Origin of the sequence: Alkalibacterium putridalgicola, assembly GCF_900109825.1 — a bacterium.
Classification (GTDB): Bacteria; Bacillota; Bacilli; order Lactobacillales; family Carnobacteriaceae_A; genus Alkalibacterium; species Alkalibacterium putridalgicola.
This window is the reverse complement of sequence record NZ_FOBL01000048.1, coordinates 1-15,058: the sequence shown is the minus strand read 5'-3', so window position 1 is coordinate 15,058 and position 15,058 is coordinate 1. Positions and strand designations below refer to the sequence as shown.

General features: G+C 44.1%; 16 protein-coding genes. 6 read left to right on the top strand and 10 right to left on the bottom strand.

Going from position 1 to position 15,058, the window contains the following annotated elements; translation table 11 throughout:
- Positions 1–408: 408 nt before the first annotated feature.
- The 4 genes from BMX84_RS11625 to BMX84_RS11610 all read right to left on the bottom strand — a co-directional run bounded on the left by BMX84_RS11625 (position 409) and on the right by BMX84_RS11610 (position 3,109).
- Complete coding sequence (locus tag BMX84_RS11625; RefSeq protein ID WP_091490003.1) at positions 409–729, bottom strand: PTS lactose/cellobiose transporter subunit IIA; 321 nt, start codon at positions 727–729, stop codon at positions 409–411.
- A 25-nt stretch (positions 730–754) separates the two neighbouring features.
- Positions 755–1,054: a PTS sugar transporter subunit IIB gene (locus BMX84_RS11620; protein ID WP_091490005.1), complete on the bottom strand. Its 300-nt coding sequence runs from the start codon at positions 1,052–1,054 to the stop codon at positions 755–757.
- Positions 1,055–1,196: 142 nt separating this feature from the next.
- Complete coding sequence (locus tag BMX84_RS11615; RefSeq protein ID WP_091490000.1) at positions 1,197–2,180, bottom strand: Gfo/Idh/MocA family protein; 984 nt, start codon at positions 2,178–2,180, stop codon at positions 1,197–1,199.
- An 86-nt stretch (positions 2,181–2,266) separates the two neighbouring features.
- Positions 2,267–3,109 carry a metallophosphoesterase gene (locus tag BMX84_RS11610; protein WP_091489997.1) on the bottom strand — a complete coding sequence of 281 codons (843 nt, stop codon included), beginning with the start codon at positions 3,107–3,109 and terminating at the stop codon, positions 2,267–2,269.
- A gap of 137 nt (positions 3,110–3,246) precedes the next feature.
- Between BMX84_RS11610 and BMX84_RS11605 the strand changes: the two genes are divergently transcribed.
- Together BMX84_RS11605 and BMX84_RS11600 are read left to right on the top strand one after the other, a co-directional pair.
- Positions 3,247–3,459, top strand: a complete 213-nt coding sequence (locus BMX84_RS11605) for a hypothetical protein (RefSeq protein ID WP_091489996.1) — start codon at positions 3,247–3,249, stop codon at positions 3,457–3,459.
- A 2-nt stretch (positions 3,460–3,461) separates the two neighbouring features.
- On the top strand, positions 3,462–3,695 hold the full coding sequence (locus BMX84_RS11600; RefSeq protein ID WP_091489993.1) for a hypothetical protein: 234 nt from the start codon (positions 3,462–3,464) through the stop codon (positions 3,693–3,695).
- Between the two features lie 79 nt (positions 3,696–3,774).
- Here the strand turns inward: BMX84_RS11600 and BMX84_RS11595 are convergent, their stop codons facing one another.
- Positions 3,775–4,035, bottom strand: coding sequence for a hypothetical protein (locus tag BMX84_RS11595; protein WP_091489990.1), 261 nt, complete (start codon positions 4,033–4,035; stop codon positions 3,775–3,777).
- 331 nt (positions 4,036–4,366) lie between these two features.
- Positions 4,367–4,552 (bottom strand): hypothetical protein, encoded by a 186-nt coding sequence (locus BMX84_RS11590; RefSeq protein WP_091489987.1) that lies wholly within the window; start codon positions 4,550–4,552, stop codon positions 4,367–4,369.
- Positions 4,553–4,819: 267 nt separating this feature from the next.
- On the opposite strand from BMX84_RS11590, the gene BMX84_RS11585 reads away from it, so the two are divergent.
- A complete protein-coding gene (locus BMX84_RS11585; protein ID WP_091489985.1) occupies positions 4,820–6,157 on the top strand; it encodes a sodium-dependent transporter in 1,338 nt (445 codons plus the stop codon).
- A gap of 553 nt (positions 6,158–6,710) precedes the next feature.
- Here the strand turns inward: BMX84_RS11585 and BMX84_RS11580 are convergent.
- The 4 genes from BMX84_RS11580 to BMX84_RS11565 all read right to left on the bottom strand — a co-directional run bounded on the left by BMX84_RS11580 (position 6,711) and on the right by BMX84_RS11565 (position 9,966).
- Positions 6,711–7,994 carry a mechanosensitive ion channel gene (locus BMX84_RS11580; RefSeq protein ID WP_091489983.1) on the bottom strand — a complete coding sequence of 428 codons (1,284 nt, stop codon included), beginning with the start codon at positions 7,992–7,994 and terminating at the stop codon, positions 6,711–6,713.
- A 136-nt stretch (positions 7,995–8,130) separates the two neighbouring features.
- Positions 8,131–9,009 (bottom strand): DegV family protein, encoded by an 879-nt coding sequence (locus BMX84_RS11575; protein WP_091489981.1) that lies wholly within the window; start codon positions 9,007–9,009, stop codon positions 8,131–8,133.
- A gap of 21 nt (positions 9,010–9,030) precedes the next feature.
- Positions 9,031–9,636 (bottom strand): hypothetical protein, encoded by a 606-nt coding sequence (locus BMX84_RS11570; protein WP_091489979.1) that lies wholly within the window; start codon positions 9,634–9,636, stop codon positions 9,031–9,033.
- Positions 9,637–9,684: 48 nt separating this feature from the next.
- Positions 9,685–9,966, bottom strand: a complete 282-nt coding sequence (locus BMX84_RS11565; protein ID WP_091489977.1) for a DUF503 domain-containing protein — start codon at positions 9,964–9,966, stop codon at positions 9,685–9,687.
- Between the two features lie 199 nt (positions 9,967–10,165).
- Between BMX84_RS11565 and BMX84_RS11560 the strand changes: the two genes are divergently transcribed.
- The 3 genes from BMX84_RS11560 to BMX84_RS11550 all read left to right on the top strand — a co-directional run bounded on the left by BMX84_RS11560 (position 10,166) and on the right by BMX84_RS11550 (position 14,204).
- Positions 10,166–11,689, top strand: a complete 1,524-nt coding sequence (locus BMX84_RS11560; protein ID WP_091489975.1) for a ClC family H(+)/Cl(-) exchange transporter — start codon at positions 10,166–10,168, stop codon at positions 11,687–11,689.
- A 132-nt stretch (positions 11,690–11,821) separates the two neighbouring features.
- The gene (locus tag BMX84_RS11555) at positions 11,822–12,748 is read left to right on the top strand and encodes a DUF368 domain-containing protein (protein ID WP_091489973.1); all 927 of its coding nucleotides are present in this window, start codon (positions 11,822–11,824) and stop codon (positions 12,746–12,748) included.
- Positions 12,749–12,842: 94 nt separating this feature from the next.
- Positions 12,843–14,204, top strand: a complete 1,362-nt coding sequence (locus tag BMX84_RS11550) for a deoxyribodipyrimidine photo-lyase (protein WP_091489971.1) — start codon at positions 12,843–12,845, stop codon at positions 14,202–14,204.
- Positions 14,205–15,058: the final 854 nt, after the last annotated feature.

Here is a 15,058-nt window from a genome sequence, read left to right as displayed (position 1 = left end):
CGTACTCGCGGCATACCTTACCGCTGAGCCGTCATTTTTTTGTATAGAATGTCGTGCTCGCTGCTCTCACAGTGCCCCAGTGAACACTTTTTCCTCCAGAATGTCGCACTCGCCGGTCCACTGGTCGATGGGTGAACAGTTTCTTGACCAATATGTCGTACTCGCGGCATACTTTACCGCTGAGCAGTCATTTTTTTATATAAGATGTCGTGCTCGCAACCCACCAGATCACTGAGTCAACATTTCCGTCTGTCCCTTCCCACATAGCTGACACCTCACACCGAATGAGTCGGCTCACTCTCTCATCACAGCCCCCTAAAAAAGCTCTTTACAAAATAAAGAACCTGAATCCCTAAATGAGGCAGTCGCTCGTTCGAGTGACTGCTTCCTTTCAAGGACTCAGGCTTTTCAGTTTATCCGTTTATATAACTCGATCATTTCTTCGGCCAGATCCCGGTACGTCATGGCGTTCATCAAATGATCCTCGGCGTGGATCAGGAGTAAATTGATTTCCACGTTCTCTCCGGACGCTTCTTTAGCCAGCATATCCGATTGTACTTTATGCGCTTGACTGATCGATTCATCTGCGCCGTCAAGCTTTTTTTGAGCGCGCTCAAAGTCATCGTCCTTAGCCGCATGGATGGCTTCCATCGCACTGCTTCGTGCATCTCCCCCGTGCATGATAAGTGTCATGACAACTTCCATGATTTCTTCTCTACGTTCAGGCATGTCTTGTCCTCCTTAAATGAATAGGCTATTCAGCTAATTTCAGTGCAGTATTCAATACCTTTTCACCATTCATTGTCCCGTAGTCACGCATATCGATGACAGAGATGACGATATTATTCTTTTCGGCCAGCTCTTCAAACTTCGGTTTCAAGTACCGCACTTGCGGCCCAAGCATCATGACATCCACGGGCTTGTCTTTCAGTTTATGTTCCGCTTCAGTTCCTGATACTGCAAAAATATGAACATCAAGATTTCTTTCTTCCGCGATTTCCTGCATATTAGTAACTAATATACTGGTGCTCATACCTGCTGCACAGACCAGCATAATATTTTTTGCCACATCGACCACTCCCACAATGAATCATTACTTTGTACCAGACACATTTAAAGCGTTTTCTTTAGGTTAATCATACACCTCAGAACTTTTTGTGTCTAGCAAAGTGCGGTGGGAATACCTGTCTCTCGACTCAGCTCTGTTGTCTGATCTGATCCAGCACTTCATGTACATTATATGAAAGGGTCAGCCACTCGTCTAAGGCTTCTTTGTTTCCGGAAGTATCAGGATGCTGCATCACGTCCGCAAAAGCTTTGGCTTCCCATATCAAAGGATTGTCCGCAGATTTATCCAGTTCGACAGGCGTGCGTTCGCGTGTTTTAGCATCAACCAGTTCTGCCTGTTCGACCCCGGTGATGGCGTCCAGAACGAGGGTTTGATCGAGACTATATACTTCTGAAGGCACCGTCGCTGTTAAGATTTTACCGTAATGCAGGGTGACATCAAAATCAGGATAACGCAGGATCGCTGTACCAGAACCGTCAACGCCTGTCTGAACTTTCTTGGAAAAGGCATGGACAGATTCAGGTCGGCCAAACCAGCGCAGCGCAGCATAAACGGTGTAGATGCCCAGATCATTGACTGCTCCTCCTGCAAACTTCGGTGAAAAAATAGGCGGCTCTTCTCCGGCTAAAACATTGTCGTAACGGGAAGAATATTTGGCGTAAGTCAGAGTCGCTCCGTAAATGCCTTCAAAATCCTTGATCATCTGAGTCAGCTTGACAAAATTCGGTTCAAAGATATGACGGGCCGCTTCGACAACGACGACTCCTTTTGCCTTCGCCAATTCAGTTAATTCTGTCCACTGGTCAAGAGACGTGACCATCGGTTTCTCCACGATCGCATGCTTGCCATGCTTAATGACAGCTTTTGCTTGACTGAAGTGAAGGCTGTTTGGTGACGCAACATAAACGACATCGATGTCCGGGTCACTCAGGAAGTCTTCAAAATCATCGTAAGCTGATTCAGCCTGATAACGCCCCTTGAAGTTCTCCGCTTTGTCCATATGTCGGGAATAAACAGCCTGATAAGCGTATGCCTCACTCGCCTGAGCTGCTTCGATAAACTGTTCGGTGATCATGCTTGTTCCGATGGTGCCTAGTCCTAATTTTGTCATATTGAATCTCTCCTTTACTTCATTGTAAACAATCGACCTTGCAAATGAAACAGATATTCATTTCAACTGATGGTACTTTCTGACAATCAGTTCAATGTGATCGTGATGATCTCCGGACGGTTATTGATGCGGATGGGAAAAGATGAATTTCCTAACCCGCGTGAGATGATCATACGTTTAGACGGCTCTTCTTCATTATTAAAGAGCCCATAATCATATTTAGGGAACAGGCCTTGTCCGGGGGCAAAGACACCGCCGATGATCGGCAGACGAAACTGGCCAGCATGGGTATGACCACTCAATACCAGATCAGGTGTCTTGGTTTTATCCAGCATATAATGTACAAAATATTCTGGTCTGTGTGCCAGCAGGATTTTTGGACGTCGGACCATTTCATCTGTCAGCCCGATCGGTCCAAGTATCGGCTGCGGCAAGTTTGCCTGATTCTGTCTTTCAGCCAGTCCCATCAAAGTGATCCCTTCAAAAGATTGTTCCGGTAAGATCACCGCTTCATCTAACAGCAGTTTTACTTCGGCAGTTTCAAGGATAAACTTGAAATCACTGAATGAGGCACTCATGATGTCATGATTCCCTGTGACGGCATAAGTCGGCGCGATTTTAGCGCACTCTTCGGCAAAGTGGCGCAGTGGTGTATCCACAAAATCATCAAGTCCCGCCTGAACAAGATCCCCGGTAATGAAAATATAATCTGGTTCCTGTTTTTCAGTCGTATCCAGAATCGTTTCAATGAAACTCTTATTTGTTTTGGGATTCAAGTGCAGATCACTTAAATGTACGATTTTCTTTCCCTGCATCGTCTCGCCTAACTTCGGGACCGTTAAAGTGTAGTGTGAGACGTCTATCATATAATTTTGTATGTAGATATATACGAGCGCTGCTATAGCAAGCACTAAAAAAATCCAAGCCATTGTCGTTCCTCCAATATATTGATCTTTGCTGAAAAATCTAATCCTATTGTAACACAGAATGCGTCGTGTAAGCGTTCTTTATTCATCTATGTTAAACTATGACTAGTTAAACCAATTATGAGTATGGAGGGTTCACTATGCAAAACGATCCGAGTCTGCACCATGACCAGCAGAATCAGTCCGATTATTTCATCCAGGAACAAGGTGCTGAAAAAGGGGCAGAATTTGCCAATGATGCAGAAGAAAATGGTATGGAGGGTGGAGCTGAAACAGCAGGCCAGACAGAGCCAAAAGACTTTGAACCCTTCAACCTTGATGCTTTGGATAAAATGAATAAAGGAGAGGAATAAAATTGTCAAACAAAGATAAAGATAAAAACAATGAACCAAGTGCAAATCTTGTGGATAGATTTGTAAGGGATGACAATACTGATGATAACCAGTTTATACACAGGCCTGGTGAGAAGGTCAATGAAACGAAGACAAACGAAGCTGAAAAAGCGGAAGATACAAAAGCTAAAGATTTCAGGAAGTTTGATGTGAATAAAGCGGAAGATTTAAAAGAAGTTAAAGATGAGGATAAGTAAGTGATATAGTGGAAGAAAGCGAACCGCTATATGAAATGATAGGATAAGCGACAGTGCAGGCGATCCTGTAGCTGGTCGCTTATTTTTCTTGGAAGTAGTAGAGATTTTCGAATGAGATGGAGCGGATGACTTTTCTTTCATAGAAGTCTTCCTGCATGAGTGAGACGCTTGCGGCTTTCATCTGAAAGAGGTCTCCCCATTCCATATGGTAGCGATGCAAAATCAGATCCAGCGGACAGTCAAGTTCACCATCGGCATTTTCGATCAGTTCGTGATCTCTGACTAACAGTTCTTTTGATTCAGTTGGTGTGTCGATGACATAGACAAAACGTTTTTTCATGAGTACCCCTGCTCTCTGACAAGTTATACGACCTATAGGTATTCGTTATTTGTCCCAATTATACTAGAGATGTATGGGAGTGTCTGTGTCTAAATTAAGGCATTTGTGACGCATACCTCCCGATTCATTACCCAATTTTTTCTTCTCACTATCATGCAAAATCCTTTGTACATACTTAATGTATCACCGTGTTAAATGATTCGGACTCTCTCATTACATCTATCAGCTTTCTCAATAAATCATGGATAAAGTGTGAACAGTTTTTATTTTTTTCAAATAGTTGGTGCTAGTCGGCAAGACATCTCCCTTCTTTCTTCCATTGATTGATCTACTAAAAATAACGGTTATCCAGATTTTCAAACAAAACTGGATAAGCGGGATAAACGGGATACACTCCAGCTTTAACGACTGTGTGTTTTTGATTTTTCTGATAAGTATAAACGAGACTAAAAAGCTGGATCGTCAGTATCGGCATCATGGCGACAAGAGCGATCATACAAAAACCGTCGATAAGCACCGATGCCCTTCATAAGTCTGAGTTACAAAACAAAGCACATCCATATCTCCCTGCATTTTAATTTTCTCCTTAATCCATGGTTCAAATATGCCCACTTTCCCTAATTTTTGCACCCTCCCCTCATATTATTCCAAGAAAGCCTTTTCTTTGTACCTAAGCGATTTTATTTCAAAATAACTCTTGTAAAATAATCGGTAATAATATAGAATGAGAAACATCATTAAATTCTCATTATTTTTTAATGTGACAAAAACAAGGAGTGATATCATGGAACAAAAAAGAGAACAATGGGGATCCCGGTGGGGGTTCATCTTAGCAACGATGGGATCGGCAGTCGGTCTTGGTAATATCTGGCGCTTTTCATACGCAATGGGATCTAACGGTGGTTCAGCATTCTTAATTATTTATTTACTCAGCGTTATTCTGATAGGTTTCCCAGTTATGCTTATTGAATTCTCGATCGGTCGACGCGGCCAGGATGATGCTGTTCAGTCATTCAAGAAAATCGCGCCGAACACTTACTGGTACATTGCCGGTGGTTTGGGTGTCCTGGCAGCCTTCCTGATTTTATCTTTCTACGGTATCATCGGCGGCTGGTCCCTGCGATACACCTTCCAGTACCTCATGGGTGGTGTAAGTGGAGATTCAGCAGAATTTTTCACTAACTTTATTGCTCAGCCGGTGTCACCTGTATTCTGGTCCTTCATATTCATGGGTATCACCGTTGCCATCGTGCTGCTAGGTGTGCAAAAAGGGATCGAGAAGTCAAGCAAGTTCATGATGCCCCTTCTCAGTCTGCTGGTTATTGGTCTGGCTATTTACAGCCTGACTTTAGGTGGAACAGCTGAAGCCTTCGCTTTTATGTTCCAGCCCGAATGGTCAGCCTTTACTGATCCAAGTGTTTACATCGCTGCAATGGGACAAGCTTTCTTCACGTTAAGTTTGGGTATGGGAATCATGCTCACTTACGGCAGTTACCTGAAACCTGAAGAACGTCTGACTTCTTCAGCGGCCGTTATCATTCTTCTGGATACAGGTTTCGCTCTGGTTTCCGGTCTGATGATCTTCCCGGCTCTCTTTGCTTTCGGCTTAGATCCGACTGAGGGTGCAGGTCTTGTCTTTATCGTCCTGCCAGTTATTTTTGAAGCTTTAGGCGGTATCGGTGTCTTTGTCGGTCTGCTGTTCTTCGTTCTTCTTTCGATCGCAGCCTTGTCATCAAGTATTTCATTGCTTGAAGTATCTGTTGCCTTCCTGATGGATCGAGTGAAATTATCTCGAAAAGGCATTACTTTACTATTAGGAACGATCATCTTCTTATTAGGTATCCCTTCTTCTCTTAGTCAGGGTGCCATGGAGATCACTATCTTAGGCAGCAGCTTCCTGGACTTTATGGATCTGTTGACAGCGAATGTCCTGCTTCCATCGAGTGCTCTGCTGTCTGTCTTGTTCGTCGCCTGGACTTGGACCAAGGATGACGTGTTCAAGCACACGGATCTGGATAAAAGTTCCATGCGTAACTCTTTCTATGGTCTGTCACGTTTCTTCGCACCAGTAGCCATTACACTCGTGTTAGGCTTTGGTATTTTCAACTGGCTTTTCGTTTAAACAACTTTTGAAGTAGTATAGTCAACAAACAAGCACTTCTGTAGCGATCTCACGATCCTTACAGAAGTGTTTTTCTGTCTGATTGATTCAGACCTGGCTGTTTCATCATATGAAGACTGAAGTTCAGTCTTTCAGCATTGTCGAGGGTGCCATTCGACAGGTAGGTTCATTGACAGTCTTTCAAAGTGTCGAAGTCTGGGTACTTCGGTAAGTAGGCAAGTATAGACTGCATGTAATAGCCGAAGTTGCCTGCCATTCGACACTTACAGTTGATCGTATTGTTCTTAACTACCGAACGAGAGCTTTTTCGGTAAGTAGGTTCTCATCCTCTGCTCCAAAGTGTCGAACCAGGGTCAGATTCGGTAAGTAGCTTCCTTCGTTATCCATCTAATTACCGAACCTGACGAACTTCGGTAATTTGGTGTTTATAGTTGCTGTCTAACTACCGAATGCCTTATTATCGCCTTTAAAAGTAATCTTTTCAGATATAAAAAAATCCGGTAGAGCTCTTAGGCTCGACCGGATTTCTTCATTTATCATGTTCTTTTATTGCTTATAGATTGGGTTTGTCGCTTGACGGGCTGCTTGGTTTTGAGCTTTCTTTATCGATTTTCTGGTCAGCGCGCTCCAGCTGTTTTCTGGCAAAGTTGCGGCCGCCGAGACCGAATGAGAGAGCGAATGCTACAGCTAACCCACCGATAATGAATAAGAAAGCAATGTTTACAATGTTAGAACCGAAGTTCAGCTGGTCTAATGCCATGAATAAGGCAAAGACGATAACAATGTATTTCACCAGTTCTCCGGCAAACGTGCTGCCTGTTGAGCTCTTAATAGCGGATGCAAGCATTTTTCCTCCAATAAATGCAAGTCCGATAATAATTGCCGCAAAGAGAATGTTCGGCAAGTAAGCAATGACTGCTGAAACGATATTATTCAGCATTTCCAGGTTAAGTGCATTCAATGCTTCAACCAGGAAGAAGAGGCCGATCAATGCAGCAACTGTGTTCCCAATGATTTTAGCTAAGTCAAGGTTCATGTTTCCTGATTTATTCAGGTAAGAAGAATATTTATTGAAGCCTGTTCCTCTCAGCAAGTCAGTCAGCATATCTCCAGCAAACTTGGCTATAACCACACCAACAGCAAGAAGGATGATCGCTACCAGTATATTTGGAATAGCATTCAGGATGGAATTGAGTACTTCACTGATCGGTTCAGCGATCGTATCGATATTAAGAACATCCAATGCCATCAGGATGATCGGAATGAGGATCAGTACATATACGGTGTTAGCCAGTACTGATGCTAGGGTCTGTTTATTATCTTTCACCTTATCTGCATCCATGTCCGTATCCGCATCATTATCTGAGCCAGTGAACTTGCTCATCATTCTATCGACATTGGCTGCAACACCCAGGTTGTAGACTAAGTTCTTAACGAATTTAGCTACGTAGAAACCTAGCACGAGAATGATAAGTGCTGCTAAGATGTTAGGCAGGAATGCCAGGGCCGTATCGATCATGTTGGTCACCGGTTCGCCGATCGCCTCTAATCCAAAGGCGGCAAAGATCCCAGGTAAGAATAATACCCAAACTAAGAAATACCCCACTTTGCCTAGCGCTCTGACCATTGAATTACCTTGGTCGTCTGTGTCTGCTGCTCCCCATCTTGCCAGCTTGCTTGACATACCGGTTGCATCCAGCCCTTTGACGATGGCTTTTTTAACTAATGTAGCCACGATCCAGGCAACGATGATCAGTAATATCCCCATCAACAACTGCGGCAAATAATTGATAAAATTCGCCAGTGCATTTTCGAACGAATTAGCTATGTTATCCATTAATAACCTACTCCTTTTCCTTTGATTTTTGTTCTTATCTGAACAGTTTAAGTATATCGCTTATTGTATACTTCAACAAATAATATGCATTGATGCAAAAAAACACCCCTGCGGCGAAACAGGGATGTCAAATCTATTATTCTTCTATATACATATAGTGTTCCGGTTTTTCGTCTAAGTAGAAGACGCCGGCGCCTCCGATACCTAAATGGGACGCAAGCACTGCCCCGATGTCGAAAATCTGGACCGAGGCTTCAGGTAAAGCTTCCTTGACCATGGCTTCCAGTTTAAGGGCCGTTCCGTAATCGTTGACATGGCTGACGGTAATCAACTGATCGGTAAAGGACCCGACCCCTTTTTTCATGTCTTTGATGAGCCGTTTATAGATCCGATCCTGTCCACGCACCAGTTTCTTTAAATAAATGCCTGTTTCGTTCACCGACAGATACGGCTTGATGCTGAGGGCATCTCCGGCAGAACCGGCCACTTTCGGAAGGCGCCCGCCTTTGACGAGCCACATGAGATTATTCAGTGTGAAATGATACTGGATATGCTCGGTGTTCCATATCGTCTGCTGGACAACGGTATCAAAGTCCAGCTCATTCCTAACCATTTCCATAGCCTGAAGAGCCAGAAGTGCTCCGCCTCCGGATCCGCCTTTTGAATCGATGACAGCAATATTCATATCAGGATGCATCCTGCGATACTCTTCCATCACTGCCTGGGCCACTTGGTACGTCCCTGAGAACTGGCTGTATATGGTAATGTAGATCACATCGTCACCTTGTTCGCGAGCTTTGTCCAGCATATCCAGCATCGTCTTCGGTGCTACCTGTGACGTCTTTGGCAGGATACCCTGCGCCATTTTTTCATGGACCTCTTCAAGTGAGATCTCCACCTGATCCAGATGATCCTTTTCATCGATGATGACGCTCAATGGCAGGAAGTCATATTCGTACGTTTCTTTCATATAATCATTCTGGTCGATCCCTGAGTCAATAACTATTCTTATCATTCGTTTTCTCCTTGGTCATACTTAATTAAGTAATTTTTTAATTTCTTCTAGAGTCACCGGTTCATCGAAATAGTGATTCCACGTCTTTTGAAGGTGTTCCATTGAGACCGTGCCATATATGGTCATCGCTTTATCTCTCCAACTTTTCAGCAGTTCGGCTTGTCTTGTCTTTTCAGAAGATGATTCGCCCGTTTCCTCATTAAGGATGGCAGTCGTCTCAGCGGACAGATCCATGCGGTCCTTGACGCTGAACAAAACTTCTTCGGGGATCAGCAGCAGGATGCTGTCTCCATCACGGGTCACGAAGAAGAACCCTTTCTCTATAAGCGGGATAAAGCCTTCGATTTCACTCAAGTCTTTGATCCGATAGGCGTTCGTCTCCAGATCAGGCAGACGCAGCAGGACATCTTCCAGAACAGGATGGTAGATCGTTTCAGCCAGCTCTGTGATTTTTTCGGTGAGGATGGCAGCGGTCTTCGTTTTATTCCAGCTTTTTCTGACAGAAACAGAATGCGTATCGGCCAGTTCCAGCAGGTCTGTTTTCTTATGACCTTTCAGTAGATCGATCAGTTCAGTCTCTTCAGCTTTCCATTTGATAAACGACACATTTTCGGATGTATTTTTCATGATGACGTCCTTTCATCTTAACGTTTTTTCTGCAGTATTGATTCCTGATCAGGCTTCGATCCAGTTAAAATCAAGGATCTCCACTTCATAGTTTTCTTCCACTTCCTTGAGTGCCGCATCCAGTCTTTTACGGCAGAGCACGCGGTCATTCCCGACGATACCAAAACCGATCACGGCTTTATTGTGCAAGTCCATATCATCAACTTCGGCTGCGGACAAATGATGACGATTTTCTGACCGTCTTAAAATGCTTTTTATGACACTGCGCTTCTCTTTCAATGAATAGGAATCAAAGATCAATAGAGTAACTTCCACGCCCATCAGGACCATTTATACCGCCTCCTTGTGTAGATTAGTATTGTATTTTTCCAGTTGTTTTTCAGTAGCTTTTTCAATTATAACATATTCCATTTTGGCATAAACAGTTAACTATGTGTTCATTCTTCGGAAAATATCAGGTGAAGCCTTGTTTTATATAGGACCAATACTTTAGAATAAGACTTAGTATACAAAAAAGCTGGAGGGTATTATGAATTCAATCCGTTTACTGGACTGGTCAAAAATCAAATATGTATCAAAAGGCGTCCTGGTCGGTGCTGTGACTGGAATCGTCATCAGCCTGCTCCGTGCTGCTGTTGAACTGCTTTTGGAAACCACGATCGAAGTTTATCATTTTCTGAACGAACGTCCTGTCTGGATCATCGGCTGGACAGCTCTTATGCTGCTCTTTGCCTTTATCGTGGCCTTGCTTGTCAAGCATGAACCGGATATCCGCGGATCAGGTATCCAGGATATCGAGGGCCAGCTGCATGGATCGATGGATCTCAACTGGTCTTCGATACTCTGGCGTAAATTCGTGGGCGGAACGCTGGCCATCGGTTCGGGACTGGCACTTGGTCGTGAAGGTCCGTCCATTCAACTTGGCGGTGCTTTGGGTCAGGGGATCAATCACTACCTTAAAGGAAATCGTTCTCAGCAGAGTGTTCTTATCTCGGCCGGGGCCAGTGCAGGATTGTCTGCCGCCTTTAATGCTCCCGTATCAGGCGTTTTATTCGTGTTAGAAGAAATCCACCGTAAATTTTCCGGGATCCTGCTGCTCACTGCCTTTTCTGCGTCGATCACTGCTAATTTCGTGGCCTACCAGATTTTCGGTGTGGAACCGCCTATGCACTTGGGTGAAATGGTACAGTTCCCTCTTGAACATTATGGTCAACTGGCATTAATGGGCGCGACCCTGGCTGTCGGCGGCTGGATATACCAGGAAGTTCTCCTCTATATGCCAAAATTATACAGGATTCTTCCTATCCCGGCTTATTTGAATGGCTTTATTCCTTTTCTCCTGGTCATTCCAGTTGGTTTATTTTTCCCGTCAATGCTTGGGGGCGGGACAGAAGTAATCAATATGCTGAATGAAAGTTCTCTGACACTCTGGGTCCTTATCGGGATTTTTGTTTTCCGGTTTATCTTCACCCACCTCTCCTATGGATCTGGTCTTCCAGGCGGTATTTTTGTTCCAGTCTTGAGCCTGGGTGCTTTGATCGGAGCTATTTATGGGAACAGCGCCTTGATCCTGACCGGGATTGACGAAGCTTTTCTGAGAAGTTTCATTATTTATGCCATGGGCGGTTTTTTAACATCCGTGACAAAAGCACCTTTGACCTCTGTCATGCTGATTACAGAAATGACGGGTTCTGTCACTCATCTTATGCCGCTGGCCATTGTGTGTATGAGTGCCTACATTGTAGCAGACTTCATCGGGTCAGAACCTATTTACGAGGAACTGCTTCACCGTAAGCTCGACCGTAAACCGAGTGTCTTTCAAGGGGAGGTCACAGAAATCGAAATGCATGTCGAAGTGGATACAGCACTGGACGGCATGATGGTCAAACATCTGCTTATGCCTAAAGGAGCAAATTTAGTCAAGATCCGCCGTCATGACAAGGAGTTTATCCCTCATCTGGATACGATCTTTTCTCCTGGTGATGAACTTATCATCACGACTGATAGAGGATATGTATCTGATGTTAGAACACAGCTATACAAACTGAATTAATCTTTTCTTTATAAATGTGACTATTGATTAAGTAAAAACTGAATCAATTAGTCACATTTTTTTCAGCAAATCCAGCGATTAATATGTTAAACTATAAAACAGTTAGATTATCACTTTTTTAAGGAGACTTATATGCATTATTTATGGTTAGTTATTAAAGGTTCATTTATCGGTATTTCGAATATTATTCCAGGTGTTTCAGGCGGAACGATGGCGGTATCTTTTGGTATTTACGACGATGTCATCCACGCTTTCACACACGTCAGAAAAGAATTCAAAGCAAGCATGCATATTCTGCTGCCGCTGGTCGCAGGTGCTCTGATCGGTGTAGCCGGCTTTTCAATGATCATCGAATGGCTTTTAGCCGAACATACTTTATATACGGCTTTTGCTTTCGTCGGTCTGATCCTGGGCGGTCTGCCGATTTTATCCCAGTCGTTTAAAGAGAGCTTGTTTGAAACGAAACGAAAAGCAACGCCCATTCACCTGGTCCTTTTTGCCGTCTTTTTCATCATCGTATCCTGGATGGGTGTGGCAGACATCTCCGGCAGCGGTCCGGAAACGATCAGCTTAGGCTTTGGTCCTCTCGTTGCTCTGTTCTTAGTGGGACTGGTTTCTGCAGCAGCGATGGTCGTCCCCGGCATCAGCGGTTCTCTCCTGATGCTCATCATGGGATATTACTATGCAGTCGTTTACACCATCAACGGCTTCACATCAAATCTGGCAGCGTATAATCTCGCCGAAATGATGCCTTTCACTATTCTTCTTATGGCTTTTGCTTTAGGTATGCTGGTCGGAATCATTCTGATCAGTAAAGCGATCGACTATTTCTTCGTCAACTATCCGAGCTTCACTTACGCTTCGATCCTTGGACTTGTCATGGCTTCTCCTGTGGCCGTTATCGCCAATACGGATGCTTTGACCGATTTAACGACCGGCAACGCCCTTGTTAAACTTGTCGTTGCCCTGTTGATTGCTTTAGCCTGCTACGCCTTGACGTTTGCTTTAGGCAATACAAAAGATGCCACAGAAGAGATCCCCGAAGAAACGCGTGCTTAACTTATAAACTACGCCTTTGTTTAAGTCCATAGACATTAAATAAAGGCGTAGTTTTTTTATCCTTATTTTCATTTAAATAGAAAGGAAGCGTGCCATGAATAATCGGATCACACAGTTAAAAGAAATGCCACCGACTGATAAACCCTACGTCATCTACTGGATGCAGGCCAGCCAACGTACCGAATATAACCATGCGCTGGAATATGCGATAAAGAAGGCGAACGAACTGAGCAAGCCGCTGCTCGTTTATTTCGGACTGACCGCTGATTTCCCTGAAGCCAATGCCAGACACTATGCTTTCATGCTCCAGGGCCTAAAGGAGGTTGAAAAGGAACTGGGTAAGCGCAAGATCACCTTCATCCTGCAGAAAACGTCTCCGGAAAAGGGTGCTCTTTCGCTTTCAGAAAAAGCGGCCTTAATGGTCGTCGACCGAGGCTACCTGCGCATCGAACGGGACTGGCGCCAACAGGTAGCGGATCAGATTTCCTGTCCGCTCGTTCAGATCGAGACGAACGTCATTGTGCCCGTGGAAGTTGCTTCAGATAAAGAAGAATATGCGGCGCGCACGATACGGAGCAAGATCCATAAGCAGCTTGATGTGTATACCGAACCTTTTTCAGAAAACAAAGTCGATCGGCCATCCACTGATCTGGATCTACCCTTTGAAAAAATCGACCTGGCCGATATCCCCTCACTTCTTGATGACTTAGGCTGTGACGAGAGCGTGCCTCCCGTCGACTGGATCACTGGAGGGACTTCTAAAGCAAAAAAACGGCTGGCAGATTTTATTGAGCAAAATCTTGAAGATTACGCTGAGAAGAGAAACGAGCCGGGCCTTTCGATCACTTCTGACATGAGTCCTTACTTGCATTTCGGTCAGATATCACCGTTGTACATCTACCACCAGCTGGAAGACGTCCCTGCCTCAGAAAATAAGAAGGGCTTCATCGAGGAAGTCGTTGTGCGACGAGAACTGAGTATGAATTTTGTCTTCTATAATAATGCCTATGACACCTATGACTGTCTGCCGGACTGGGCCAGAGAAACACTTGCCGAACATGCCGATGATGAACGCGAAACAGTCTACAGCCTTTTAGAACTCGAAACGGCGGACACGGGTGACCCCTACTGGAATGCCGCCCAGTCGGAAATGGTCAAGACCGGTAAAATGCACGGCTACATGCGTATGTATTGGGGAAAAAAGATCATCGAATGGACAAAGACACCTGAAGATGCCTTTCTAAGGGCGCTTTATCTGAACAACAAGTATCATCTCGACGGCCGGGATCCAAACAGTTTCACCGGGATCGCCTGGGTTTTCGGCAAACACGACCACGGCTGGAAAGAACGCCCTGTGTTCGGTAAAGTCCGCTATATGAATGCCAAAGGCCTTGAACGGAAGTTTGACATGTCCGCTTATCTGGAGCGTGTGGGAAAGATGGCATCGACCGATTAGCTGATCAATTGAACTGATTTTTTCGTTTCAAATCTTATGTGTTAGAGTTAGCTGTTTTGGCTATTGTAACTGATCACTGAACCGAACAGTTTACTTCGGGGTGAATATAATGACATTTGGCTCCTGACTATGAGTTCAGCGGACATTTCATTCCCTGTTTAACTGTCAGCATCAAAAACAGTCTCTCCTTTTACGAACTGGCCCCACTTCCCTGCTGTACTTTATAAAAGCAGGCAAAACTTCTATCAACTTTATGATGTCAGTGTACAAAGTTGATAGAAGTTTCGTCATGTTTTAGCAACCCGTTTCTATTATTTCATATGAGTTGATAGAAGATAGTCGTTCTTTTTGTAACTAAAACGTGCCTTTCGCTGGAGTTACTAAAAGAAGGCCCTCCTTTTAGTAACTCGTCATCATTTCAAAAATATGTTGATAAAAGATCGCCCTTCTTTTATTAACCGGCGTGCATTGTTCGACATGAGTTGATACAAGTAAGGTCATTTTTTATGAACTCCTTTTCAACGGATCACTGAGTTGATGAAACTTTCCCTTGAATCCCTAAAGAACTCATCGCTAATGGAATCTCTATTAATAACAATGGCCGAGTTACTGAACTTGAATTGTTCAGTAACTCGGCCACAAAAGCATTAAAATAGAAAATCCGGAAGACGACGTTTACATCACATCTCTCCCGGATCACTTATTCAAATTATTCATTACGAAGAGTCGTGCTCATCACTGTCTGCCTAGTTTCCGCGCAATTCATCTAAAGGTTGTAATTCTTCGTCGTCTCCGTCTTCTAATTCTTCTATATATTGAGTCATTATGGCAATTTCTTCTCGCTGAGCCTTAAT

Coding starts and splice junctions, on each gene's coding strand:
- BMX84_RS11550 (WP_091489971.1), top strand. CDS start 12,843: ATGAATAATCGGATCACACAGTTAAAAGAAATGCCACCGACTGATAAA.
- BMX84_RS11555 (WP_091489973.1), top strand. CDS start 11,822: ATGCATTATTTATGGTTAGTTATTAAAGGTTCATTTATCGGTATTTCG.
- BMX84_RS11605 (WP_091489996.1), top strand. CDS start 3,247: ATGCAAAACGATCCGAGTCTGCACCATGACCAGCAGAATCAGTCCGAT.
- BMX84_RS11585 (WP_091489985.1), top strand. CDS start 4,820: ATGGAACAAAAAAGAGAACAATGGGGATCCCGGTGGGGGTTCATCTTA.
- BMX84_RS11575 (WP_091489981.1), bottom strand. CDS start 9,009: ATGATAAGAATAGTTATTGACTCAGGGATCGACCAGAATGATTATATG.
- BMX84_RS11580 (WP_091489983.1), bottom strand. CDS start 7,994: ATGGATAACATAGCTAATTCGTTCGAAAATGCACTGGCGAATTTTATC.
- BMX84_RS11615 (WP_091490000.1), bottom strand. CDS start 2,180: ATGACAAAATTAGGACTAGGCACCATCGGAACAAGCATGATCACCGAA.
- BMX84_RS11620 (WP_091490005.1), bottom strand. CDS start 1,054: ATGCTGGTCTGTGCAGCAGGTATGAGCACCAGTATATTAGTTACTAAT.
- BMX84_RS11560 (WP_091489975.1), top strand. CDS start 10,166: ATGAATTCAATCCGTTTACTGGACTGGTCAAAAATCAAATATGTATCA.
- BMX84_RS11570 (WP_091489979.1), bottom strand. CDS start 9,636: ATGAAAAATACATCCGAAAATGTGTCGTTTATCAAATGGAAAGCTGAA.
- BMX84_RS11625 (WP_091490003.1), bottom strand. CDS start 729: ATGCCTGAACGTAGAGAAGAAATCATGGAAGTTGTCATGACACTTATC.
- BMX84_RS11595 (WP_091489990.1), bottom strand. CDS start 4,035: ATGAAAAAACGTTTTGTCTATGTCATCGACACACCAACTGAATCAAAA.
- BMX84_RS11565 (WP_091489977.1), bottom strand. CDS start 9,966: ATGGTCCTGATGGGCGTGGAAGTTACTCTATTGATCTTTGATTCCTAT.
- BMX84_RS11610 (WP_091489997.1), bottom strand. CDS start 3,109: ATGGCTTGGATTTTTTTAGTGCTTGCTATAGCAGCGCTCGTATATATC.